Origin of the sequence: Granulicella mallensis, from assembly GCF_014203225.1 — a bacterium.
In the GTDB taxonomy this organism is placed as follows: Bacteria; Acidobacteriota; Terriglobia; order Terriglobales; family Acidobacteriaceae; genus Granulicella; species Granulicella mallensis_A.
This window is the reverse complement of the sequence record NZ_JACHIO010000009.1, coordinates 128,648-152,597: the sequence shown is the minus strand read 5'-3', so window position 1 is coordinate 152,597 and position 23,950 is coordinate 128,648. Positions and strand designations below refer to the sequence as shown.

Here is a 23,950-nt window from a genome sequence, read left to right as displayed (position 1 = left end):
GACGAACGAAAAGAGCTATCGTCCCCCGGAAATCCGTCCGCCGGAGACAATTTGCAGCGGGGAGCGTTCAGGACGCACCGGCCGAGGTGGGCGGCGCAGACCTTTCTTGATCTGGGTGGAGTCCATATCGAGCTCAACGAGCGTGCGGCTGAGGGTGTTGCGGTGCATGCCCAGCTCTTCGGCGGCCTTGCACTGGTTGCCTCGGTGGCGCGCGAGTACTTCCAGAATGTAGCGCTTCTTAAATTCCCGCACAGCATCGGCGTAGGCGATGCCTGCATCGTGCATCTGGAGGACGAGGTTGTCGAGATCGCGTTTCACTCGCGGCGTTTCCTTGTGTGGTCTAGGGAACTTTGAAGTTCTTAATCAGTGTGCGGCAGGGAAGCGGATTTGATCCAATCGGGAGCCCTATGCTTGATACGCTCAATGCCCTCGTGAAGGCGTGACTTAAGGTCTGAGGGCATGACGAAGGATACAGCATGCGCGGCGCGAAGAAAATACGGTGAGAGCTTTGAATTTGAAATCCAGGGTGCGGTAGGCAAAAAAGCGGTAAAAGCCATCAGGAGTGCTGTGCCGAGCAGGCAGCCACGCAGCAGGCCAAAGAGCGCTCCCAGCAGACGGTCGAAGAAACCCAGCCCCACGGCCGAGGCGGTACTGCGCAGCATCTTGCCGATCAGGCTGGATACGACCATCGTGGCAATGAGAATCAGCAGAAATGCGGCGAATTGCGCGAGCGGCAATGAGCTGATGAGGCCGGTGAGATGGGTCGCCGCCTCGCGGTAGTACCAGCAAGCCAGCAGGAAGCCCAGAACGAGGCCGCCCAGTGCGAAGGCCTCACGGAAGAAGCCCTGGATCGCGGCCCGAGTGATCGAGTAGACGAGCAGGATGCCGAGCAGCCAGTCGAGTGGGTTCATCCGAAGATGATAGAGCAGATGGCAGTGTTGTTTTTCTGGTTTGTTGTTTCGAGCGGAGGGGGTGCTCGTGTCGCCACGGTATCTTTCATCGTTACATGGCTTTGACCCGCGCGGTTATAGGCGATGCGAGCGAAGAGCGGGAGGAAGCAGGCTCACTCGCTGCGCTCGGAATGACAACCAGAAATGCAAGAACAAAAGCAGAAGCAGATTCCCTGCGGGAATGACAAAAAAGAAAAGCAACAGCAGCGACAAAGGCTGCTGTTACTTTTGCTTTCGTTACTTATGCGGCTGTGCGTGCCTCGCGTCCTTTGGAGCGACCGCCCAGCGAAACGCTGACGATCTTCGAGACACCAGGCTCCTGCATGGTCACGCCGTACATCACATCGGCCTGCTCCATCGTGCGCTTGGAGTGGGTGATGACGACGAACTGTGTCGTCTCCGACATCTCCGCGATGAGCCGCGCGAAGCGGCCTACGTTCGTCTCGTCCAGCGGAGCGTCGACTTCGTCGAGCACGCAGAAGGGCGCGGGCTGGAACTGGAAGATGCCGACCAGCAGCGACAGGGCGGTGAGGGCCTTTTCGCCACCGGAGAGCAGCAGCACGTTCTGCAGCTTCTTGCCCGGAGGTGAGGCGATGATGTCGATGCCGCTCTCGGAGGAGTTCGCCTCGTCGGTCAGCTTCATCATGGCCTGGCCGCCACCGAAGAGCTTGGTGAAGGTGGTCGAGAAGTTCTCGTTGACGATCTTGAAGGCTTCGTCGAACTTCAGGTGCGAGACGTCGTCGATCTCCTTGATGGAGGCCTGCGTGTTCTCGATGGAGTCGAGCAGGTCCTTGCGCTGCGTCTCCAGGAAGCCGTGACGCTCGGAGGTCTCGGTGTACTCCTCAAGGGCCATCATGTTCACCGGACCCATGGCTTCGAGGCGCTGCTTGAGGGCGCGCGCCGCTTCGTCTTCGGTGTGCAGGGCCTCGGCTTCAATGCGCTCGATGGTGGCATCTTCGCGCAGGGTTGCAGGTTCGACCGAGAGATCGTTGATGCAGGTGCTTTCGAGATGCTCAAGGTCGGAGGTGAGCTTGGCGGCGCGTGCCGAGAGCTGCGCACGCTGCTCGCGCAGGGCCTCTGTCTCGTGGCGCAGGGTGCGCAGGCGGGAATCCAGCTCCGTCATCGCGACGCGCAACCCGCTGGCTTCCGCCGTAAGGGTCTCGACTTCGGCGAGTGCCTGGGCACGCGTCTCGGTGAGGCCTTCATGCTGCATGGACAGGGAAGCCGTCTCCTCTTCGCGGCGCTGCTTTTCCGAAGCGGCGCTGGTGATCTGCTGCTCGATCTGCGCGATGCGCTGGGCCTGTCCTTCGTAGAGACGATTGGTCTGCTCGAAGTTGGCGTTGGCGTTCCGGCGGCGCTCTTCGAGTCCGGCCAGAGCGGCGGCTGCGGCGCTGGCTGCGGCCTGAAGCTCTTCGCGGTTGGCGCGCAGCGAAGCGATCTTCTCGGTAAGTTCGGCGATCTGCTGCTCGATCCTGGCGCGGTCGGCTTCGAAGCTTGCCGTCTCTTCCTGCTTGCGGGCGATCAGGTCCTGCTTCTGCTGGCGGGTGTCCTGGTTGCGTCCCGCGGCGAGCTGCCACTCCTGCAGGCGGCGTTCGATGCGAGCCGTCTCGCCTTCCATCTGGCGCAGGGCAGCGCCGGAGTTGGCGCTCTCGCGCTCTGCATCGCGGCGCTCGTGGTTCTTGGAGTCGAGCACACTGGTCGACTCGGCGATCTCGCGTGTCAGTGCAAGCGTGGCCTGTTCATTGCTGGCGAGCTCGGCTTCTACGCCTTCGAGCTTGGCCTGCACCTCTGCCAACTCGCGCTTGAGGGCGAGCGGGCCCTGGGCGCGCGGGCGGCCTCCGGTGACGGTGACGTTATGGAAGGTCTCGCCGGTGGGCGAGAGAAAGAATGCCTGTGGGTTGGAGAGCGCCAGCGTGCGGGCTGTTGCGCTGTCCGGGGCGACGAAGCCGTCGCGGAGCTTGGGGAGGATGACTTCGAGCGAGCGGCCGAAGCCGTCGAGCACGCGAATGCAGTCGCGCAGGGGAACGACGCCGGAGTTCTCCGTGAGCGCCTTGCTGAGCATGCCTTCGGCGAGGGGGAAGTTGGCCTGGGCATCGTTGGGATGGACGAGGAAGGTTGCGCGGCCGGCGACGTCGGACTGCAGCATGCGCACGCCTTCGTTGGCGGCGTCCCAGCTCTTGACGACGATGTAGTTCAACTCATCGCGCAGGAACTCGTCGACGACGTTCTCATACTGGCCGTCGACCTCCAGGAAGTCTGCGAGGGTGCCGACGGGTACGAGTCCCCCAGTCTGGTCACGTTTGGCGTTGGCGCGGAAGATGTTGCGCACCGTGTCGGTGGAGTAACTATGCTCGCGGATCAGAGCTTCGAGCGAACCGCGGCGGCCCATGAGCGTCGCCATCTCGGCGCGCAGCTCGTCGCCGCGGCGGCGGGACTGAGTCTCCTCCATGCGGCGGGCTTCCAGGGTATGGCGAAGCTCTACGATATCCGCTTCAAGCTTCTTGAGGCGCTCTGTGACGCCTTCGAACGACATCTTGATCTGGTTGCGCTGGGAGCTGAGTGCTTCGAGTTCGGCACGCGCTGCTTCCGACTCTCCGACGAGCCGTTCGCTTTCGTTCTCGAGGCCGGCCAGCGCGGCCTCTGCCTGGGCCTGCTCGTTGCGCGACTGGTTCGCACGCTGCATGACCTGCATGGCGCTGCGGCGCTGATTTTCGGTCAGGGCCTCGGTGGCAAGCACGTTGCGTGTGGCCTCGTGGGCCTGGGCCTGCTGCGCATTGGCCTCGTCGCGTGAGGAAGTGGACTCGGAGGTCGCATTTTCGAGGAAGCTGCGCTGCTGCTCGCGCTCTCCGGCGAGCGAGGCCATCTGGGCGCGCGCCTGTTCGAGATCGTCGTTGCCAGAGGTGATCCTCTGCGCCAGGTCGGAGATGCGGTCAGCGTTGGAGGTAGAGCGGGCGGTGATGCGTTCGAGCTCGACTGCGCTCTGGTTGGCGCGAGAACCGGCCTCGCGAATCTGGCTGTCCAGCTCATAGCCGCGAGCGACGCCAACCGAGTGCTCGGAGTCCATCGTCTCGAGCTCTGCGGCCTGGGTATCGATCAAACCGGCGAGACGCGCGATCTCGGTTGCGGTGGCGGACTGTTCGGCGTCCATCTGCGTCAGGCGGCTCGCCAGCACGACGCGCAGCTTGCCGCGCAGTTCGTCGCGCAGGGCTCCGTAGCGCTCGGCCTTGGAGGCCTGGCGCTTCAGAACGGCCATCTGACGTGTGACCTCTTCGAAGATGTCGTTCACACGCGAGAGGTTCTGCTTGGCACTCTCGAGGCGCAGCTCGGCGAGACGCTTCTTGGTCTTGAAACGGGTGATGCCAGCAGCCTCTTCGATGATGCCGCGACGATCCAGCGGCTTGGAGGAGAGGATCTGGCCGATGCGCTCCTGGCCGATCATGGCGTAGCTTTCGCCGCCGAGGCCGGTGCCCATGAAGATGTCCTTGATATCGCTCAGGCGGCAGATCTTGCCGTTGAGCAGGTACTCGGAGTCGCCGGTGCGGAACAGGCGGCGTGTGACGGTGATCTCACCGGCGCGGATGGGAGCGCGGCCGAACTTTCGGCGGCGAATCTTGAGCACGACGTTGTTCGAAGGCTCACTCTGGGCGGCCTCTGCGTTCGTGCCTTCGGTCTTCCTGGCTACCGGGGCTTCAGCTTCATAGGTGGTGCCGGGCTGGGCTTCGGCGACGGCGTCTTCGGTCTCCTGCGCGATCTGTTCGCGCAGCGCGGATTCGTCCCAATCGCCTGCTGGCATGGGAACGAGGGTAGGGCCATCGCTAAAGACTTCGGCTTCGCCTTCGGCCAGCGTTGCGCCGTCGTAGACTTCGGGGTCGACCAGCGTAAGCGAGACCTCGGCCATGCCGGTGGGCTTGCGGTCACGGGTTCCGGCGAAGATGACGTCTTCCATCTTGATGCCGCGCAGAGACTTTGCGGACTGTTCGCCGAGTACCCAGGTAATAGCGTCCGAGATGTTGGATTTGCCGCAGCCGTTGGGGCCGACGATGGCTGCGATGCCCTGGCCGGTGAGTTGCACTTCCGTGCGATCGCAGAACGACTTGAATCCGAGGATCTGAACTTTTTTCAGCTTGAGCACGGGCGGTAACTCCTACGAAGGACGTCAAAAAAAACGCAAATTCAAGCAACCAGAAACAGTGCGGCGATTGGGCTGCTTGTCGAATCGTATGCGGCGAAACCTGCCGAATCAATACGCCTGAGACGAGATATTGTGGATAAGGAGTCCGTTATCCCGTTATGTAGTGCTTAAGGTGCAAAATGGCGCTGCCGGACAATCGGGATGATTCGTATTACATGTGCCGGTTCTATAGAGTGAAGAAGTACCCTTTTCCAAGGCATTCGGGGATTGGCTTGCGTCAGGGCACGTGCATTTCTATAATCCGCATCATCCACCGTAAGCTCCGGATATTCCTGGGGACGCGGTTTCAATGGCGCAACCGCGTCTTATCAATCGAATCGTAAAGATGGGCTTACCGAGGAGTTTTTCTATGAAGAAGGTCGTACTTGCTTCTCTGCTGGCAGTAGCCGGCGCTGCAACCATGATGCAACCCTGCTTTGCTCAGGATGCCCCAGCCGCTGCTCCAGCTGCAGGCCAGACTGGCGGACAGGTCCAGATGTCGGCAGATGAGTACAAGGTTTACAACGATGCCGACACTGCAGCTACCCCTGCCGCTAAAGCAGCCGGGTTTGAGGCCTATCTGAAGGCCTATCCGAACTCTGCCGTAAAGCAGGATGCGCTTCAGAAGTTGATGTTCGCGTATCAGGGAACCAACGATCCGGTGAAGACGTTGGACGCCGCCGATCGTCTGTTGCAGGTTGATCCCAGCAATCTCACGGCGCTGTACCTTGAAGCGTTTTTGCGCCGGAACGCAGCGGATGCTTTGACTGATCCAGCAGCGAAGACCGCTGGATTGGACAAGGCTGCTGGCTTTGCCCAGACGGGCCTGACCGCCACCAAGCCGCAAAGCATGGCGGATGCCGACTTCCAGAAGCTGAAGTCGCAGGCGACGCCGGTCTTTGAGAGCGTGATCGCCGATGACGATATCTCCAAGAAGGACTATGCGGGCGCGATCACGACGTTTAAGACCGAGGTCACCGGTGCACCGGCCGAAGCTACGCAGGCCCCTGGCGCCGTGTTGCAAGATGTATTTTTCCTGGCGACGTCTTACATGAACTCGACACCGCCGGATTACCTGAACTGCGCCTGGTATGCGACGCGCGCGGCTGTGTATGCAGGCCAATATGCATCGGCAATTCAGCCGACAGCAACCTATTGCTATAAGAAGTACCACGGCAAAGACGAGGGTTATGACAAGCTGCAGGCCTTGGTGAAGACCAGCCTGACTCCGCCCGCCGATTTGGCTACAACAGTAACGCCTGCTCCCAAGCCTGCGGATCTTGTGGCGAACCTGATTGCTACGACGCCTGATCTGGCGACGCTGGCGATCAGCGACAAGGAGTTCGTGCTCCAGTACGGCAAGCCGGAAGATGCAGACAAGGTCTTCGGTACCGTGAAGGGCAAGTCAACCCAGTTCCCGGATACGATTGTGGTTGCTGCGACTGCCGACCAGTTGCAGGTCTCGGTATCGGACGATGCGGTGCAGAGCAAGACGGCTGATTTCGCCTTCAACTTTGCAACACCTCTGAAGACGGTGCCTGCGGTTGGCGACAAGATCACGCTGACTGGAACCTATGCTTCCTACACGCAATCGCCGTTGCTGATCACCATGTCAGACGCAACCGTTGTCGAGAAGAAGAAGCCGGCTGCCAAGGCCCCTGTCCACCATACAACGCACCACTAAACTGTGGTTCGCACGCTGAACGGCCTCCTGGAAAGGAGGCCGTTTTGTTGTACGTTGACATTATCTTTGCGGAGTAGGCAACCGCAGCTTGTGTCAGGGCGCGTGCATTTCTATAATCCGCATCATCCACCGTAAGCTCCAAATATTCCTGGGGGCGCGGTCTAACGGCGCAACCCGCGTCTTATCAAACGAATCGTAAAGATGAGCTTACTGAGGGAGTTTTTCTATGAAGAAGGTCGTACTTGCTTCTTTGCTGGCAGTAGCCGGCGCAGCAACCGTGATGCAACCCTGCTTTGCGCAGGACACTCCACCCGCCACTCCTGCCCCTGCCGCAGGTCAGGCTGGTGGACAGGTCCAGATGTCGGCAGATGAGTACAAGGCTTACAACGATGCCGATACCGCAACCACTCCAGCAGCTAAAGCAGCCGGGTTTGAGGCCTATCTGAAGGCCTATCCGAACTCTGCCGTCAAGCAGGATGTGCTTCAGAAGCTGATGTTCGCTTACAGCGGAACCAACGATCCGGTGAAGACGCTGGATGCCGCCGATCGTCTGCTGCAGGTCGATCCGAGTAACCTTCCGGCTCTGACCTTCGAGACCTATCTGCGCCGGACGGCGTCGGATGCTTTGACCGATCCGGCAGCGAAGACCGCTGGACTGGACAAGGCTGCCGGTTTTGCCCAGACGGGTCTGACTGCCACCAAGCCACAAAACATGGCGGATGCCGACTTCCAGAAGCTGAAGTCGCAGGCGACGGTTACCTTTGAAAGCGCGATCGCCGATGATGACATGTCCAAGAAGGACTATGCGGACGCGATCACGGCGATCAAGACCGAGATCACTGGAGCTCAGGATGCGACGCAGGCCCCTGGTCCTGTGCTGCAGGATGTGTTTTTCCTGGCGACGTCCTACATGAACTCGACACCGCCGGATTATCTGAACTGCGCCTGGTATGCGACGCGTGCCGCAGCGTTTGCGGGTACCTTCGCCCCGCAGATCCAGCCGACGGCGACCTACTGCTACAAGAAGTACCACGGCAAAGAGGATGGCTATGACAAGCTGCAGGCCTTGGTGAAGACCAGCCTGACGCCTCCCGCTGATCTGGCAACAACGATCACGCCTGCTCCCAAGCCTGCGGATCTGGTGGCCAACCTGATTGCCACGACGCCTGATCTGGCGACGCTGGCGATCATCGACAAGGAGTTCGTGCTCCAGTATGGCAAGCCGGAAGATGCAGACAAGGTCTTCGGCACCGTGAAGGGCAAGTCGACCCAGTTCCCGGACACCATCGTAGTTGCTGCGACTGCCGACCAGTTGCAGGTCTCGGTATCGGACGATGCGGTGCAGAGCAAGACGGCTGATTTTGCCTTCAACTTTGCAACGCCTCTGAAGACGGTGCCTGCGGTTGGAGATAAGATCTCGTTGACCGGAACCTATGACTCTTACACTCCGTCGCCGCTTCTGATCACCATGTCGAACGCGTCGGTTGTGGAGAAGAAGAAGCCGGCTGCGAAGGCTCCTGTCCACCATACGGTTCACCACACCAGCAACTAAATCGCGAGTAACGTAGCAAAAATGGCCTCCCATAAGGGAGGCCATTTTTGTTTGCTTGGCTGGTGTGGTTCTCCGGCGGTAGTTCTGGGCCGTTCGAACGAAAACGGGAGGAATCATGTTCCTCCCTGCGCTCGGAATGACAACCAGAAAGGCAAAAGCAAACGAACTATTTCTGGTCGGCAAGGCCAAGCATATTGGCGAACAGGCGATAGCTGCCGGGAACCGCTTCGGGCAGTTGGCGGTAGAGTGCGAAAGCACAGTAGGTCCAATGGCCTTTCCCCAGTTGCACCGTCACCAGCCCGCCGCGCTGAGGTTCTTGCCCAGGGTCGTGAGTTTCGGTCACCGCTGTGTAGTGCTTATCCCAGTTCCCGAGGAATCCATGGCCGCGCTCTTCGATCCAGTGATCGAAGTCGGCTGGTTCGATGCGATTGGGAGTCGTGAGCAACGGGGCTCTTGCGTCGAGAAGCCGGACGGGGGCTGTCTCATCGATGACTTTCTCCGCGCTGCCGTCAAGCGTGAGCGGATAGGGCGCATCAGCTTCCGTGAACTCGTACGTCTGGTACTGCACGATGACGTTGCCACCGTTGCGGGAGAAGTCGAGCAAGGCCTGGGTCGGGGCGCCATGCAGGTCAGGATGGGCGTTGTAGGTGCGGACGCCGAGGATGACGGTGTCGAAGTCCTTGAGTCTGTCGGCGGTGAGATCGGAGATAGTGAGCATCTCCGGCTTGAAGCCGATCGAAGCGAGGGCCTCGGGAACATCGTCGCCGGTGCCAGGCAAATAGGCGATGCGGCGGTGTGTTGGAAGCTTGAGATCGACGGGGACGAGCCGGTCGGACGCAGGGGTGAAGTAGTTGGTTCGTGGGAGGTCCCCATAGCCTATGGTGCGATAGCCTTCGCTGTACTTGACGCCCGCTGACGTGACGGCAGCATCGAGGGTGGTGCTGTCAGGCATTGAGGAAGAGAGAACGAAGTGAAAGTCAGCCTGTCCTGGGACGGCTACCTGTGCGATTTGCGTGTGCAGGAGACGGTTGCCAATAGATACGGGGAGGGTCATCGCCTTCTGCGGGGCAGAGGAGGCGGACAGGGAGGCCGTAAGCGCGACCTTTGACTCAGCGCGCGGGATCACCTGTGCATGGGCTGAGAGCGAGAGACTGTAGGCAGGGACCAGGTTCAGCGGTTGCGAGCCGTCGTGGACGATACGGCCTAGCTGAATGGCCGCACCGCGAAAGCTGACGGTCGCCCAGGCGGTCAGTGCTGGTGGGTCTGTAGGGGCATTGCGCAGTTCAGGATCGTGAAGACTGTAGACCGGGGTCTCGATGGAGTCTCGAAAGAAATAGGGGCGAGTGGGAGACGTTGTGTCGCGAGGCGTGGCGTGCAGCGAACGGGTGACGGGGCGGTCGAGGGTGAGGTCGGGAATGCTCTCATGGCCGGGGACCTCGGGACGGACATTGTCGGTGCCGGAGAAGTACCTCTGCGATTGCTCTCCCAGGTCACGCTGGTTTAGGGAAGAGGGTGCGAATCTTGAGGATTCGCTGCTCTGAAGCCACTCATGGGTAACGGACAGTGGGGCTGTGGAGACTGCGGTGCGCAACTGTGAGAGAACGACGACAGCGGAGCCTGCGGTCTGGTCTGCTCCACTGGTGGTGGCGTCGAGTGTGAGCCCGAGTGCGATCGCCAGGGCATCGTTGATCTGAACGCGTTTGACGCGTAGTTCATGAATCACGCTGGCCTTCTCGTCGGCATCTCCAAAAGAGGTCGCTTCGAGGGTGGAGAGGAGGGTGTCGTTCTGCTGCAGTGCGTCCGCCAGTTGTGGAGCGATGGCGCTGGGGTTTGCGGCATCGAAGCGGGAGGTGGCGAACGCTATGCTGGCGCTAAGCTTCGCGAGGCCTGACCGCAGCAGGGGAGGGGCGCCGGGAGCCAGTGACGCGATGCCTTCGATGCTGGTGTCGATGCCCTCGAAGAAGCTGTCTTCGTGTGCCTTCTGATGGGCCGCATCGAGCCGTGAGCCGTAGCGATGGTAGCCAATGTCGAACGCGCCTGCCGGAGGCATGCGCATGCCGTTTCCGATCTGGGACTTCTGCAGGCCGAGTCCGATGCGTGCGAACTGGACATAGCTCTTGTCTTCGAGGAGCTTGTCTTTGTTGCCTTCGTGCACGACGACATCCGCTGAGGGGGTGGTCGTTGTGACCTCTCCCGTGACGTAGTTGGTGAAGCGTGCGGGGGCGTATTGGCCTGTCGCGTAGTCGAAGAGGCCCTGGGAGGTAATGGCCTGCATGGGGACGCGGGCATAGACCTTCAGCGGAGCCCAGGGCAGCAGTCCTTCGGCGATCTGGTCGGGAAAGACCTTCGGATCGGCGGCGGCTTTGAAGACCTCCTGTGTGATCTCGCCCGAGACCTGGTGGTGGCCGTGGCCGTCGGTGACACCGCCGATGAAGACACTTGCGACCACCAGCGGACGATACAGGCGCACGGCGCGTACGGCGTCGTACAGCACGCGTTCGTGCGTCCACTTGGCGAAGGTCTCTTCCTTGGTCTTGGAGAAGCCGAAATCGACTTCGGTGCCGAACATCTGGTTGACGCCGAAGTAACGGTCTGCGCTCAGCAGCTCCTGCGTGCGCAGCAGGCCGAGCGCGTCCTCGAAGTCACCGGTCATGGCGTTCTGTCCGCCCTCGCCGCGATTCAGCGTAAGCATGGCGACACGGGCGCCCATCCCCCGCGAATAGAACGTGAGCATGCCGCCATCTTCATCGTCAGGGTGCGCGACGATCAGCATCAGTGAGGCGCGGGTATTCAGTCTGCGGAGTAGCTGCTCCAGACCGCGCGCGCCCTGGTCGATGGGCAACTCGCGGCCATCGCGCGGGGAGACGCGTTCACCGCGAAGGTTGGCGGGGTCGTTGAAGGCTGGTGTCTGGCTCGAGGACTGTACGGTTGCAGCCGTCAGGAGACAGAGCGCGGTTGCGAATGACACGACTAGCTTCATGAGAATAGCGTCTCATGAGCGGCGGGGTCGTTGCTCTCTTTTGCCATCAGGTAGAGAGCTTTTGTCCGTTATGAGCTGCGAGAGTCGAGTCGTGAGTTACGAGTCGCGATACACTCGGCAAAATGGAGACCGCTGCACCGAAGCTCGAAAGAACGCTCACGCTTAGCGGCGCGGTAAGGCTCAACCTGCTCGACATGATCGGGGTTGGGCCGTTCATTACGCTGCCGCTGCTGCTGGGAGCCATGGGTGGGCCGCAGGCGATGCTGGGCTGGATTCTCGGCGCGCTGTTGGCTGTGTGCGATGGGTTGGTATGGGCGGAGCTGGGCGCTGCGATGCCGGAGGCCGGAGGAACCTACCACTACCTCGGCGAGATGTTTCGCGGTCGGCTGGGCCGTCTGTTGAGCTTCCTGTTTCTCTTCCAGCTCTGTTTCTCTGCACCGCTTTCGGTGGCCAGTGGCTGCATCGGATTGAGCCAGTATGCGACGTACCTTGTGCCGCAGCTGGCTGTGCCACCCGTGACCCACACGTTACGATTGGCTGGATACAGTGCAGTGTTCAGTATTGGGCCGACGACCTTTGTAGCGATTGCCGCTGTGGTGCTCGCCGTGATCCTGCTGTATCGCAACCTGGCGAAGGTGCGTGTGCTGTCGATCGTTTTGCTGTCGGCGGTGCTCGTGACCATCGCCTGGGCTGTGGTCGTGGGATTGATGCATGGGCACATCGCGCAGGTGTTTGCCTTTTCCCCGCATGCTTTTGTGCTGAACCGAGCGTTCTTTGGGGGGCTTGGCTCGGCGATGCTGATCGCAACCTACGACTATTGGGGCTACTACAACGTGACGTTTCTCGGTGGGGAAGTGCGCGACCCAGGACGAACGATTCCGCGCGCTGTGCTGCTGTCGATCGGGATCGTCGCTCTGCTGTACCTCGCGCTGAATGCGAGCGTGCTGTCGGTGATCGGCGCGCCGCAGTTGCTGGCAGCGCAGAACCTTGAGGCTCGCAGGGCTCTGCTGTCGCAGTTTATGCAGGTGGCCTATGCGCCGTCCCTGGGAGCGCATGTCGCGACGCTGCTGGGTAAGCTGGCGGCGCTCCTGGTGATGGTGACGGCCTTCGCCAGCGTGTTCTCGCTGCTGTTGGGCTATTCGAGGATTCCTTACGCGGCGGCTCGCGATGGCAACTTCCTCGCTGCGTTTGGAAGGCTGCATCCGACGCGACGGTTTCCGCACGTGTCGCTCCTTGTGCTGGGCGCGATTGCCTGTGTGTGCTGCTTCTTCTCGCTGGCCGATGTCATCGCGGCCCTGGTTGTTCTGCGCATCCTGCTGCAGTTTGTGCTGCAGCATATCGGGGTGATGCTGCTGCGCCTGCGTCGGCCTGAGATGCCGCGGCCCTTCAGGCTGTGGCTCTATCCGCTGCCCCCGCTTCTCGCGCTCATGGGGTTCGGATATATCGTGGTTTCGCGGCCGAACTTTCATCGTGAGGTGTTGCTGGCTGTCGTCGTAGCGATTGCCGGGTGCCTGGTATTTGCGGTTCGGTCGGCCATGGGACGTCCTGGATCTGGAGCTCGTATATAGCGATCGAGAAGAGTCGCGTCACGCCCCTAAAAACGCAACTTCCGCATAGCCCAACGGGTCTAAGCTAGGGTTGAGGGTCTCCGGACGATGACATTACGGATCGTGCTTCTCGGTCTTGTACTCGGCAGTCTGACGGTCGCTGTGCGCGGACAGGAGATGGCTTCCGCAGAGCGGCAGATGTCTCCAGTTCGGGCTGCAACTCCGGACATGCAGGAGGCGGATGATACTCCGCAGATAGACCCGGCGCAGCAGAAGGCCGCGAAGACGTTTGCGCAGAAGCCCCATGTGCCTGGCGCTCATCCTCCCATAAAGCCCGTCGTGCTGACGCCGCTCACACAGCGTGAGCGGGTACAGCAGATGCTCGACCGGTTTACGTTCGGCGGACGGCCCGGGGAAGTCGACCAGGTGCTCGCGATGGGCGCCGATCAATGGCTGTCTCAGCAGATGAGCCCGGAGACCATCAAAGACCCCGCGCTCGACAAGAGGCTGGCTGCCTATCCGACGCTGACCATGCCGACGACGCAGATGATTACCGTTTTTCCCGACCGGGCGCAGATTGGCCCGGTTGCCGACGGCAAGGTGCCGTATCCCGCCGATCCCTTGCTGAATGCGGCGTATGAGGTGCAGGTCTACAAGCTGCTCCAGGAGCGTGACCAGAAGAACCCTGACGGCAGCGTGAAGCCCAAGGTTGAGCTCACGGATGCGGAGAAGGCCGAGCGCAAGAAACGGGACCAGGCGATGGCGACACGGATCGCCGGAGACCTGTTGGTTCTGCCGAAGCAGCAGCGCATGGCCGCCCTGATCAAGATGCCGGTCGAAGACCGCATCGCCTTTACCGGCAACGGCAATCTAAGCGGCAACCTGCACGACCTGCTCTTTGCGGACTTTACGCCGAGGGAGCGTGAGACGTTCAATGCCATGTCGCCGCAGGTGAACTCGTCCTACAACATCGGCAATGAATTGGCGCAGGCCCGCATCCTGCGCGATGTGTTGTCGGAGCGGCAGTTGCAGGAGGTGATGACCGACTTCTGGTTCAATCACTTCAATGTCTATATCGCTAAGGACTCCGACGAGTGGTACACGACCAGCTATGAGCGCGATGTGATTCGCAAGAATGCGCTGGGCAACTTCCGCGACCTGCTGATGGCGACCGCAAAATCGCCGGCGATGATGGTGTACCTCGACAACTGGCTGTCGATTGGCCCCGACTCTCTTGCTAACGGCGTGAATCCGCAGAATCCAAACTCGAAGAAGGGCAACAAGGGGCTGAACGAGAACTATGGCCGCGAGGTGATGGAGCTGCACACGGTCGGCGTTAACGGCGGTTATACGCAGAGTGACGTGACGGCGCTTTCGGCGATTTTGACCGGGTGGGGTGTGGACCGTCCGAACCAGGGCGGCCCGTTTCTGTTCGATCCCAAGCGCCATGAGCCGGGACCGAAGACGTGGTTCGGCTACGTAATCGACGACAGCGGCAATGTAGCAAAAGTGTCAGCGAGCGGGACGTTTGGCCGAGGCAAGACCGTAGCCAGCGATGACAGCATGAAGCAGGGCATTGCCGCGTTGAACATTCTCGCGTCCAGCCCGAAGACGGCACACTTCATCAGCCTGTTGTTGGCCCAGCACTTTGTGGCGGATACTCCTCCGCCCGCGCTGGTCGATCGGCTGGCGAAGGTGTATCTCTCGAGCAATGGAGATATCAAGAGCCTGTTGCGCGAACTGATTGCCTCGCCTGAGTTCAACTCGCGGCAGTACTTCCACAACAAGGTGAAGACCCCGGTGGAGTTTGTGGCGTCGGCCTTCCGTTCCACCGCGACGGAGCCGCAAAACCCTGGCGCGCTGGTGAACACGATCAAGACGATGGGGATGCCGATGTACTATGCGCTGCCTCCGACGGGCTACTACCTGACCGCTGAGCAGTGGATGAACTCTTCCGCCCTGGTCGACCGGCTGAACTTTGCCTACCAACTGACGAACGGCAAGTTCGCCAATCAGAAGTTCGACGCTCCGAAGTTGCTGGCGATGGGGTTGCTGACACCGACACGCGCGGGCAGCTTTGCCGGTGGGGCTCCCAAGACGGCAGGCACCCCGGCACAGGCAGCGCATGGGGACGCCCGGTTCGTTGGGGTCTCGGCGTCGGTGCAGACGCCTGCTGTAGCCGGCCCGGCGGGAGTTGAGATTGTGCTCCGTGTGCTGGAAGGAACGATGATTGGCGCTCCGGTATCGGCGAAGACCAACCAGCTCATCGATAAACAAATCGATCAGCAGCCCGCAAATGCGAACTCGACGGACACGCTGAACCTGTTGACGGCGCTGGTGATGGGCGCGCCGGAGTTTCAGTTGCGGTAGAGCCGGTTGCAATTGTCGCCCTCGTTTGCGCAGAACCGTCATTCTGCCATGCAGTCCTACAGATCGGTGACTCGCGTAAGACGCCACATGGCCCTCAGCGTGAGTAGGAACCAGAACGCCATCAGGACAAAGCCAACCTCCGTGCCCACGTCTGTTAGAGCGGTAGGAGGACGGTAGCCGGGCGGCAGTAGCTGGGATGAGGAAGAGAGCAGGAGGAGCGTCCAGGTCACGGCGGAGAGCCAGGTCAACGTCCTCGTCCAAGTGCTGGAGCGGGAGAGGCACCAGCTCCAGCCCATCGCCATGACTGCATAGAGGACGGCGGCTATCACCGATACCGGGAGGGATACCCTGGACTCGAAGCTGAGATAGGCGAGGCCGCCTCCTGAGGCAAGATGTGGTCCCAATACATCCCAGAGCGTCTCAAAGTACTGTTCAATGGCCGCTGCGATTAATGTAAGTAGCAGCGTGGGTGCCGACAGCGTTTTAGGAACCCACTGTAGACGCAACAGCGCGAGGGAGACTGCCAGGTCTGATAGCGCGCAGAGATGCCAGGGAAACCAGCCGAGGTGCCATCGCCATGGATGCATGGAGATATAGGCGGCGCGCAGATCAACCGTTTTCAGGCCAGAACCCGGGACACCGGGCAAGAGCAGGCCCGCCATGGTAAGGAGTGCGATGACGTGTACGACGAGCGCAAAGAGGAGGGAGAGTTCGATGGCTTTCTCGGCGAAAGTTTTCTTCATCCCTACCTCGTCTGTTTTCTTGCTTCAGGGCTTCTGATCGTCAGATTTCCGCGACACCCTCAAACAGATCGGTCGACTGCCGCGCTGGCTGCGGCACGGGCGAGGCGAGCAACGTGTAGTACTCTTCGTTGCCGTACTTCTCGAAGATAGGCTTGGTGCGTTCCATCAGCGGGGCCTGCGAGGCGTGAGCGCGGAAGGCTTCCTGCTTGCGCTCGAAGACGGAGCTGATATCGAGCGTGACCGTCCAGGGAGCGGGAATGGGGGAAGGGCGGTCCGGCATAAAGTAGCTCGTCGACAGGTGATAGAGCCGCTGTGGCTGATACAACTCTCCGTGTTCGAGATAGCGCTTCGCAGAGGCTGCCCAATGGAACGCGGCGGTTGTCGCAGCAGAGACCACGGTGTGGTCGGGGTGCGTGTTCAATCCGCCATCGCTGCCAAAGGTGATAACCACCTGTGGACGGAAGCTGCGGATGCGAGCGACAAGCTTTCCGGCTACTTCGGAGAGGTTTGCGAACTCGAGCTGGGCGTCCTGATAGTCGAGCAGCTCGTGGTGTGCGACGCCGAGAACCTTGCAGGAGGCCGCGAACTCCGCACGGCGCATTGCTCCGAGTTCCTTGCCGCTGCTGGCAGAGCCGCGGTGTGTAGCAGCCTGTCCGTCCGTAAGGCAGATGACACTGGTCTCGATGCCACGTGCGGCTGCGAGGGCCAGGGCACCGCCAAAAGCAAAGCATTCATCGTCAGGGTGTGCGACGACACAGAGAAGTTTCAGGCCCACGTTTCCTCCTGTAAAGGTGTGTTGTCGTCAGCGGGGAATAACTCGCGGGGTTCGATATTGTCTTTCGGCACATCCTTGGTACAAACAGCCGCAACCGGGGCGAAGGTGTGGCGATGAAGTTCGCAGGGGCCATGCGCGACGAGAGCCCTGCGATGCTCCGGCGTTCCGTATCCCTTGTGAGAGGCGAGGCCATACTGCGGATACACCGTGTCAAACTCGCGCAGCAATCCATCGCGATATACCTTGGCGACTACCGAAGCTGCGGCGATAGAGAGGCACAGTGCATCGCCGTAGTACAGCTTGGTCTGCGGGCAGGGATGGTCGATTCGCATGGCATCGATGATGAGATGGTCGGGGGCGATCCCAAGCTGCTGTACGGCCATCAGCATAGCCATGCGCGAGGCCTGGTAGATGTTGACCCGGTCGATGGTGGCGGCGTCGACCTCGGCGATGGCGACGGCCAATGCCATGGTGCGAATCTTGCGGTCGAGGCGCTCGCGGTCTTCGCGGGTAAGCTGCTTGGAGTCCTTGAGTCCCATCCGGGCCAGAACGCCGGTCTTCTCGGGCAGAATCACTGCTGCAGCGACGACCGGGCCAAAGAGCGCACCTCGCCCGACCTCGTCGACGCCTGCAATCGACCGGAAGCCCTGATAGCGCAAGGCCTGCTCCGGGGCATCGCTGCACACTAGCTGCTTCAGCATCTGCTGCTTGGCGGTGGCTTTGGTGACGCCGGGCGGAACTGGAATTTGGAAAAGGGCCGACATCGTTGTTTTCGAGTTTAGCGGATTTGTTGTGCGCAAACGAAAGCGGCGACCCGAGGGCCGCCGCTTTTCTGGAAGCGTGGAGAAAAGCTTACTTAGTGCGCTCAACCTCGCGCAGACGGGCAGCCTTGCCACGCAGACCGCGCAGGTAGAAGAGCTTCGAGCGGCGCACCTGGTAGGAGCGGATCTTTTCGACCTTGTCGACAACCTTCGAGTTGTACGGGAAGATACGCTCGACGCCCTGGCCGAAGCTCATCTTGCGAACAGTGAAGCTGCCCTGGGGGCCCTTCTTGACGGCAATGACCATGCCCTCGAACGCCTGAAGACGCTCTTTGTCGCCTTCCTTGATCTTGACCTGTACGCGAACGGTGTCGCCGGCAGCAAATTCGGGGAGGTCGGTGCGCTGGAGCTTGTCAGCCAGCTTCTGCATAATCGGATGGATAGACATGATGTGATTCCTTCGTAAAGTCGCAGGATTCAGTTTACACGAATTACGCAATTTTGCAGAGGGAAATCCACAGGTCAGTTGGAGGATGTTGTTACCTGAAGATCATCCTGAACGGTGTAGCCTGCGGGGACGGCAAAGGTGCTGGGATCGGGTTCATCGCGCGATAGCACGTTGAGATGAATGGCCTGAGTTCCTTCGCGCGGATCTTTCCGGATGACAGAGAGATTCGTTCTCAGATCAGGCGAGTACCAGAACTCTCGCGTCAAGGTAAGCTCCTTGTCGTTTCCTACCGTCGCCGGGGCAATGGTGGTGATTTCGCGGGTCCCGATCGTCGGGAGATTATCGATCGATTGTTGTCCGAGATCCTCTCTTGTCAGGAAACGCCGTCCTGCATCAAAGGCGCCGGTTGGCTGTACTGGATACGAAAACCGAGGATGGTAGCTTGTGCGCGTGCATTGATGAGTCGCGATGGTGCATGCGGTATGCGTATGAGATATCGGATCAAGCACGTAGAACTCGTAGAGTGTCTTCTCTGGATCGACATCCACTGCTGCAAAGTGATGCCGTTCGCGATAGAGCCGTCCCTGGCTATCTCGTGCGATCTTTGACGTCTCGGAGGTTGTGATCGTTCCTCCGCCCTCGATCGGGAGAGTCTTCACGATGGTGTCCGTTCCGGAGAACGGGCGGTTGAGATAGGGGAGCACCTCAATGCCTGGAGTGATGCTTCGCATGCTCCCGTCAGGCCCGCGGGAGGGAGCGCTTTGCGCCTGCAAGGTGGAGAGGCAGGTGGCGGAGGTGATAACGAGCAGGATTGCGATTCGTCGCATGAGGGCTCTTGGATGACGAGCAGAGTCTAGCAGAGCGCTGACCCTGCTTCAAACACATTCTTCTTATCTCTTTCGGAGCCCTCGTTATTGGGTGGGCCGTCCCCTATATACACCGCTTTTCCAATCAGCAGTTATCTGCGCTGATCGCCAAGGCTCCCTGGGTGAGGTACACGCCATGGGGAGGAGCGCCTCCGGATTAGAGCGGATTCAATGCTTTCGATTGAATCCGAGCTTGCTCAGAAACGCGCGGTCATTGTCATTGAGATCGGCTGAAGGCAGCAGGTCGGGCCGATTGGCGAGTGTCTTCGCGAGGGCCGCCTGCCTGCGCCACTTGCGGATAACGCTGTGGTCGCCATTCCCCAATACCTCGGGAATCGTCGTGCCGCGGAACTCTGCTGGCCGCGTGTAGTGAGGGTAGTCGAGCAGGCCCCCAGCGCCGTGGGTGGAGCGGGGAACGCCATCCTCGGTCATGGTATCGGCGGGTTCATCTCCCTCGCCAAAGCTTTCGTATTTTGAGGAGTCGGCGTGGCCCAATACGCCGGGCAGCAGGCGGACGACGGCATCTACGATGACCGCTGCACCAAGCTCTCCGCCGGAGATTACGTAGTCGCCGATGGAGAGTTCGTCGTCACAGAGCAACTGGCTGACGCGCTCGTCCACGCCTTCGTAGCGGCCGCAGATCAGGACGACGCGATCCAGCGTGGCAAGATGGCGGGCCGTGGCCTGGGTGAATCGCTTGCCCTGGGCGGAGAGCAGGATGACGGACTCGCGCGTTGTGTCGCGTTCGGCTTTGGGAGCGATGCCCAGGGACTCGACGCACTCGAAGATGGGTTGAGCTTTGAGCACCATGCCTTCGCCGCCGCCGAAGGGCCGATCGTCGACGGTGCGATGGCGGTCGTAGGTGAAGCTGCGGAGATCGTGGGTATGGGCCTCCGCCTGCCCCATGCGCAGGGCGCGCTCGAGGATACCGTGGCCCAGGATGCCATTATTGGGCGGTCCGCCGAAGAACTCCGGAAAGATGGTGACGATGTCGAAGCGCATGAGAAAGACAGAGTGTAGAGACTAGAGTGTAGAGGATAGAGAAGGCCGGGCTCTACTCGTCTTCCTCGATCATCAACCCTTCCGGCAGATGCATCACGATACGTTTTGCGGCGACATCGACGGATTCCAGATGGGCGCGAACGAAGGGAATCAACAAAGGTTCCACTTCTTCGTCTGTGTTGCCGGGGAGTTCAACGCACAGCAGAGGCGCGGCATCGGGAAGGCGCATTTTCCCATCGGGGGTCGTGGCAAATTGCACGTCGATGATCTTGCCGACGGGCTGTTCGCCGTTGAACAGCGTGCAATCGAGCAGATCGGCGACGTAGAAGGTATCTTCTTCCAGCTCCGGAAGTTCTTCTGCGGGAATCATTACCTGCTGGCTAGCGAGGAGCTCGGCCTGCGAGATGCTGTCGCAGCCTGCCAGCTTCAGCACGATGCGTCCGGCGTTCTTGCCGGTCGGGAGCCAATGGCCTTCGAGTGCTACAGGCACAGCGCTGGGAAGCGGATGTGCCGCATCCTTTTTCGCGAGCGTCACGAGACGGCCCTCATGGAACTGGTCCGTGAGATCCGTCAGGAGTTCGGACAACACCTCACCCTTGCGTCCTTGCGGACGCAGGATGGAAGCGATTGCGACCCATTTTGAAGAGGAGGAGTCCAGTTTTGATGGGTCCTGTTGCGAGTAATCCGTCATTGCTCCTACAGAACCTGAGGATTACTCGACATGGGCGGTCTTAACGCCTTCCGCTTCAATGATATCGAGCGAAAAGCGATGCCGGTGCTTCATGCTGGCGGCACCAAGAATCGTTCGCAGGCAACGGGCTGTCCGGCCCTGCTTCCCGATTACTTTGCCGATGTCGTTGGGGGCCACACGGAGGCGAAGCACCGTGGAGCCCTCGGCATCGGACGCGTCAACGTGAACCGCTGCGGCATCATCTACCAGCGCTCGTGCTATCTCGAGCATCAGGGTCTGCATGTTTGAGATAGCGCTATTGTTCGGATTGGGATCTGATTTTTCGGTCACTCAGTCACCTCTGGGAAGTCGACGTGTGCGACAAATATCGCACCAATTGCTAGGCAGCAGCAATTGGCTCGGTTTCGGCGACCGGTTCAACCGCAGCAGCAGTCGGCGCAACGGCAGGGGTGAGAGGCTTGGACGCATCGGCGGCCGACTCGGTGGCAGGCTTGTACTTAGCTACGAGCTTGCCGACGGTCTCGGAGAATTGAGCGCCCTTGCTGGTCCAATAAGCGATGCGATCACTCTTGAGATCGACGCTTGCCGGGTTGGTGCGGGGATTGTAGGTGCCAACCACTTCGATGGAGCGACCGTTGCGTGCGCGGTCCTTCTCGATAACAACAACGCGATAGTGGGGCTGCTTGCGGGCGCCAACGCGCGCCAAACGAATCATCAACACAGGGGTAGATCCTCTCAAAAAACTCGAATGTCGTTCAGGGCTGGCCGCTGAAGCCGTGGATTTCGATCGACACAGCCGGCGGACGTGTAAGTCCGAACACCTAAGTATCTCGGATTTCAGGTAAATCCGCAATGGAAAAGCACAGCGAGTATACAAAGGTGTCTTGGAAAATGCCGATGCTTGGTGAAGTGTTCGGCTGAATGCACCGTTTTTTCGTTTTTCCTCTTGTTTTTGCTGTTGCTTCTGAGATAGGCCCGGGCTTTAGCCCGGGCATTACGGGATAAACACGAATGGGGCTTTAGCCCCTGGGACAGGCCTTCGCGGATGATAGCGGCTAAATTTCGGGTGGAGCATCAAGACGTCCGGCATAATCCTCTGCCGTATGAATGTGCGGATAACCAATGTAGCGCTCCTCAATCGGGTTATTCACGATGTAGAGGAGTTGATTACGAAGATCTTCGGCATCGATTACGCGATGTGCGTGATAACCCTCTTGCCATATCTCCCCAGCAAACTCCTTCCGCACGGCAAAAGAAAAGCCGCCTTTGATGAGTTGTGCGCAACGTTCGATGGTTTGGTCGGAGGCGGGTGTAAGCAGGACATGAATGTGGTCGGGCATCACGACAAAGCCGTGAAGCAGGAATTTGCAGGTGTCACGGTACCGAAATAGGGTGGTGATGAGAAGTTCAGCGATCGTGGTTCGTTGGAAGATATGTCGTCGTTGATGGGCAACGGCAGTCAGGGCATAGGTTTGAGGTTTTAGGCGCATCGCAGGAGGGCTTGTCCCAGGGGCTAAAGCCCCATTCGTGTTTATCCCGTAATGCCCGGGCTAAAGCCCGGGCCTATCTCAGAAGCAAAAGCAACAGCAAAGACAGAAGCAACAGCAAAGACAGAAGCAACAGCAAAGACAGAAGCAGGTTCTCTAAGGGAACGACAGAAAGAAAAACAGATTTCCACCGGAAATGACAGCAAGAAAGGCAAGAACAGACCTACTTTACCGCAGGGAAAAGGAACTTTAGCACCTGGTCGAAGCGCGCTGCCCAGGCTTCCTCGTCGTGTACTCCGCCGGGAACGCGCAGGTATTTGAGGTCGATGCCATCACGCCAGCCGCGCAGCACCAGTCGCCGGTGCAACAGGTCAGTGTCGCGCAGGTGCCGCAGCCCTTCGGCTGTGCCCATATCGAGCCAGATACGAAGGTGCTGCTTGGGCTGGGATGGGTTCATCAGCGCCAGCAGGCTCCGGTTGTCCCACCAGACGCTCGGCGAGAGTACAGCGAGCTTCCCAAAGACCTCCGGATACTTCATGCCGAGTACCAGCGTGATGAGGCCGCCCAGCGATGAGCCTCCGAGGGCCGTATTGGCCGCGTCGGGCAATGTGCGGAACCGGCGGTCGATCAGGGGTTTCAGGTCCTCGACCAGAAGCCGGCCGTAGAGCGTGCCTTCGCCGCCTCCGAGCCTGGCATCCCGCGTCGGAGTGTACTCGGCGATGCGGCGAGCACCGGTGTTGGCGATGCCGACCAGGATGACCGGTTCGATGAGGCCCTGGCGGGTGAGCCAGTCGGCGGTGGTGTGGGCGCGCCAGGTGCGGTTGGCAGCGTAAGAGGTGCGGCCATCGAAGAGATTCTGGCCGTCGTGTAAATAAAAGACAGGAAAGCGTCTCCGGGTCTCAGTGCGATACGCTTCCGGGAGATAGATTGAGATATCCCTGTCATCGGGCAGAAAGCGCGAGTGAAATCCGCGGAGCACGCGATAGCGGGGATTGCTGTCAAGGTCGTAGGGCAGGGCACCGTCGGAGCTTGTAGAGGCGCCTTCAAAACGCAGGCCGAAGTCGTCCGCCGGGAGAGGCATGAAGTCGGGAGAGACAGCAATGAGTGAATCGTTCAAATCTAAAACACAACCTTCGTGTAGAAGTAAGGCCTCAGAGTATCAGAGGGCCTGCTCATGAAACGGGAATATTACAAGGGGTACTCGGGTGAGTTAGACCGTGAGATGGAGATGCTCGTGTTCGGGCATGACGGTCTGCCGGCGATTGTGTTCCCGACCTCGTGCGGGCGTTTCTATGAGTTTGAAGATCGTGCGATGGTCGCGTCTGTGCAGGACAAGATCGAGGCCGGGAAGCTGCAGCTCTTTTGCGTGGACTCGGTCGATGCCGAGAGCTGGTACAACCGCGACGTACCTCCACGATGGAGAATTGCACGTCATATGCAGTATGAGGAGTACATCCTGAAAGGGGTTGTGCCGTTCGTGCGGCAACGCAATCATCAGCCTCATCTGGTATCGCTGGGTTGCAGCCTCGGCGGCTATCATGCGGCCAATATTGCGTTTCGGCATCCGCATCTGTTCTCCGGGCTGCTTTCGATGAGTGGCGCGTTCGATATGAAGGGCTTTCTGCGTGGCTACTACGACGAGGACTGCTACTTCAATCTGCCGCTGGATTATCTGCCGAACCTGCATGACGCGGGCTATCTGGATCGGATGCGGCATAACACGTATGTTCTGGCGACCGGTGTTCACGACCATTGCTGGAACGACAACGAAAGGCTTGCCACGGAGTTGAGGGCGAAGAATATTCCGGTGCGACTCGATGTGTGGGGCGATAATGCTGAGCACGACTGGCCCTGGTGGCAGAGGATGATGCAGGTTTATCTGTAAACGAAGACAACCGGTTCTGGGGGATTGCGGCTATGGCA

At 60.0% G+C, this 23,950-nt stretch carries 20 protein-coding genes; 5 read left to right on the top strand and 15 right to left on the bottom strand.

What is annotated here, in order from left to right:
- Window positions 1-15: 15 nt before the first annotated feature.
- From HDF15_RS12140 to smc, 3 genes are all read right to left on the bottom strand, one after another.
- The gene (locus HDF15_RS12140) at window positions 16-318 is read right to left on the bottom strand and encodes a helix-turn-helix domain-containing protein (RefSeq protein WP_014265980.1); all 303 of its coding nucleotides are present in this window, start codon (window positions 316-318) and stop codon (window positions 16-18) included.
- 41 nt (window positions 319-359) lie between these two features.
- On the bottom strand, window positions 360-911 hold the full coding sequence (locus HDF15_RS12135) for a CvpA family protein (protein WP_184255846.1): 552 nt from the start codon (window positions 909-911) through the stop codon (window positions 360-362).
- Between the two features lie 280 nt (window positions 912-1,191).
- Entirely contained in the window at window positions 1,192-5,082 is a 3,891-nt protein-coding gene (gene smc / locus HDF15_RS12130; RefSeq protein WP_184255844.1) for a chromosome segregation protein SMC, read from the bottom strand.
- A gap of 409 nt (window positions 5,083-5,491) precedes the next feature.
- Between smc and HDF15_RS12125 the strand changes: the two genes are divergently transcribed.
- Together HDF15_RS12125 and HDF15_RS12120 are read left to right on the top strand one after the other, a co-directional pair.
- Window positions 5,492-6,805 carry a hypothetical protein gene (locus HDF15_RS12125; RefSeq protein WP_184255842.1) on the top strand — a complete coding sequence of 438 codons (1,314 nt, stop codon included), beginning with the start codon at window positions 5,492-5,494 and terminating at the stop codon, window positions 6,803-6,805.
- A 226-nt stretch (window positions 6,806-7,031) separates the two neighbouring features.
- Window positions 7,032-8,357 carry a hypothetical protein gene (locus HDF15_RS12120; protein ID WP_184255840.1) on the top strand — a complete coding sequence of 442 codons (1,326 nt, stop codon included), beginning with the start codon at window positions 7,032-7,034 and terminating at the stop codon, window positions 8,355-8,357.
- 166 nt (window positions 8,358-8,523) lie between these two features.
- On the opposite strand, the gene HDF15_RS12115 is transcribed toward HDF15_RS12120, so the two are convergent.
- The gene (locus HDF15_RS12115; RefSeq protein ID WP_184255838.1) at window positions 8,524-11,337 is read right to left on the bottom strand and encodes a PIG-L family deacetylase; all 2,814 of its coding nucleotides are present in this window, start codon (window positions 11,335-11,337) and stop codon (window positions 8,524-8,526) included.
- A gap of 122 nt (window positions 11,338-11,459) precedes the next feature.
- On the opposite strand from HDF15_RS12115, the gene HDF15_RS12110 reads away from it, so the two are divergent.
- Both HDF15_RS12110 and HDF15_RS12105 read left to right on the top strand, forming a co-directional pair.
- The gene (locus HDF15_RS12110) at window positions 11,460-12,905 is read left to right on the top strand and encodes an APC family permease (protein WP_184255836.1); all 1,446 of its coding nucleotides are present in this window, start codon (window positions 11,460-11,462) and stop codon (window positions 12,903-12,905) included.
- An 87-nt stretch (window positions 12,906-12,992) separates the two neighbouring features.
- Entirely contained in the window at window positions 12,993-15,254 is a 2,262-nt protein-coding gene (locus tag HDF15_RS12105) for a DUF1800 domain-containing protein (RefSeq protein ID WP_184255834.1), read from the top strand.
- 56 nt (window positions 15,255-15,310) lie between these two features.
- Here the strand turns inward: HDF15_RS12105 and HDF15_RS12100 are convergent, their stop codons facing one another.
- From HDF15_RS12100 to HDF15_RS12050, 11 genes are all read right to left on the bottom strand, one after another.
- A complete protein-coding gene (locus tag HDF15_RS12100; RefSeq protein WP_184255833.1) occupies window positions 15,311-15,997 on the bottom strand; it encodes a hypothetical protein in 687 nt (228 codons plus the stop codon).
- A gap of 40 nt (window positions 15,998-16,037) precedes the next feature.
- On the bottom strand, window positions 16,038-16,772 hold the full coding sequence (locus tag HDF15_RS12095) for a PIG-L deacetylase family protein (protein WP_184255832.1): 735 nt from the start codon (window positions 16,770-16,772) through the stop codon (window positions 16,038-16,040).
- A complete protein-coding gene (locus tag HDF15_RS12090; RefSeq protein ID WP_184255831.1) occupies window positions 16,763-17,536 on the bottom strand; it encodes a ribonuclease HII in 774 nt (257 codons plus the stop codon). The genes HDF15_RS12095 and HDF15_RS12090 overlap by 10 nt, the downstream gene beginning before the upstream one ends.
- An 88-nt stretch (window positions 17,537-17,624) precedes the next feature.
- Window positions 17,625-17,981 carry a 50S ribosomal protein L19 gene (rplS, locus tag HDF15_RS12085; RefSeq protein WP_221314397.1) on the bottom strand — a complete coding sequence of 119 codons (357 nt, stop codon included), beginning with the start codon at window positions 17,979-17,981 and terminating at the stop codon, window positions 17,625-17,627.
- A 74-nt stretch (window positions 17,982-18,055) separates the two neighbouring features.
- Window positions 18,056-18,808 carry a hypothetical protein gene (locus HDF15_RS12080; protein WP_184255830.1) on the bottom strand — a complete coding sequence of 251 codons (753 nt, stop codon included), beginning with the start codon at window positions 18,806-18,808 and terminating at the stop codon, window positions 18,056-18,058.
- A gap of 207 nt (window positions 18,809-19,015) precedes the next feature.
- The gene (trmD, locus tag HDF15_RS12075; RefSeq protein ID WP_184255829.1) at window positions 19,016-19,849 is read right to left on the bottom strand and encodes a tRNA (guanosine(37)-N1)-methyltransferase TrmD; all 834 of its coding nucleotides are present in this window, start codon (window positions 19,847-19,849) and stop codon (window positions 19,016-19,018) included.
- 52 nt (window positions 19,850-19,901) lie between these two features.
- On the bottom strand, window positions 19,902-20,540 hold the full coding sequence (rimM, locus tag HDF15_RS12070; RefSeq protein WP_184255828.1) for a ribosome maturation factor RimM: 639 nt from the start codon (window positions 20,538-20,540) through the stop codon (window positions 19,902-19,904).
- Between the two features lie 21 nt (window positions 20,541-20,561).
- Window positions 20,562-20,870, bottom strand: a complete 309-nt coding sequence (locus HDF15_RS12065; RefSeq protein WP_311733086.1) for a KH domain-containing protein — start codon at window positions 20,868-20,870, stop codon at window positions 20,562-20,564.
- Window positions 20,871-20,919: 49 nt separating this feature from the next.
- Complete coding sequence (gene rpsP, locus HDF15_RS12060) at window positions 20,920-21,255, bottom strand: 30S ribosomal protein S16 (RefSeq protein WP_184255992.1); 336 nt, start codon at window positions 21,253-21,255, stop codon at window positions 20,920-20,922.
- Window positions 21,256-21,595: 340 nt separating this feature from the next.
- Window positions 21,596-22,030 carry an REP-associated tyrosine transposase gene (locus tag HDF15_RS12055; protein ID WP_184255826.1) on the bottom strand — a complete coding sequence of 145 codons (435 nt, stop codon included), beginning with the start codon at window positions 22,028-22,030 and terminating at the stop codon, window positions 21,596-21,598.
- 220 nt (window positions 22,031-22,250) lie between these two features.
- Entirely contained in the window at window positions 22,251-23,144 is an 894-nt protein-coding gene (locus HDF15_RS12050) for an alpha/beta hydrolase (protein ID WP_260331024.1), read from the bottom strand.
- A 57-nt stretch (window positions 23,145-23,201) separates the two neighbouring features.
- On the opposite strand from HDF15_RS12050, the gene HDF15_RS12045 reads away from it, so the two are divergent.
- Complete coding sequence (locus HDF15_RS12045) at window positions 23,202-23,912, top strand: esterase family protein (RefSeq protein ID WP_184255824.1); 711 nt, start codon at window positions 23,202-23,204, stop codon at window positions 23,910-23,912.
- Window positions 23,913-23,950 lie beyond the last annotated feature (38 nt).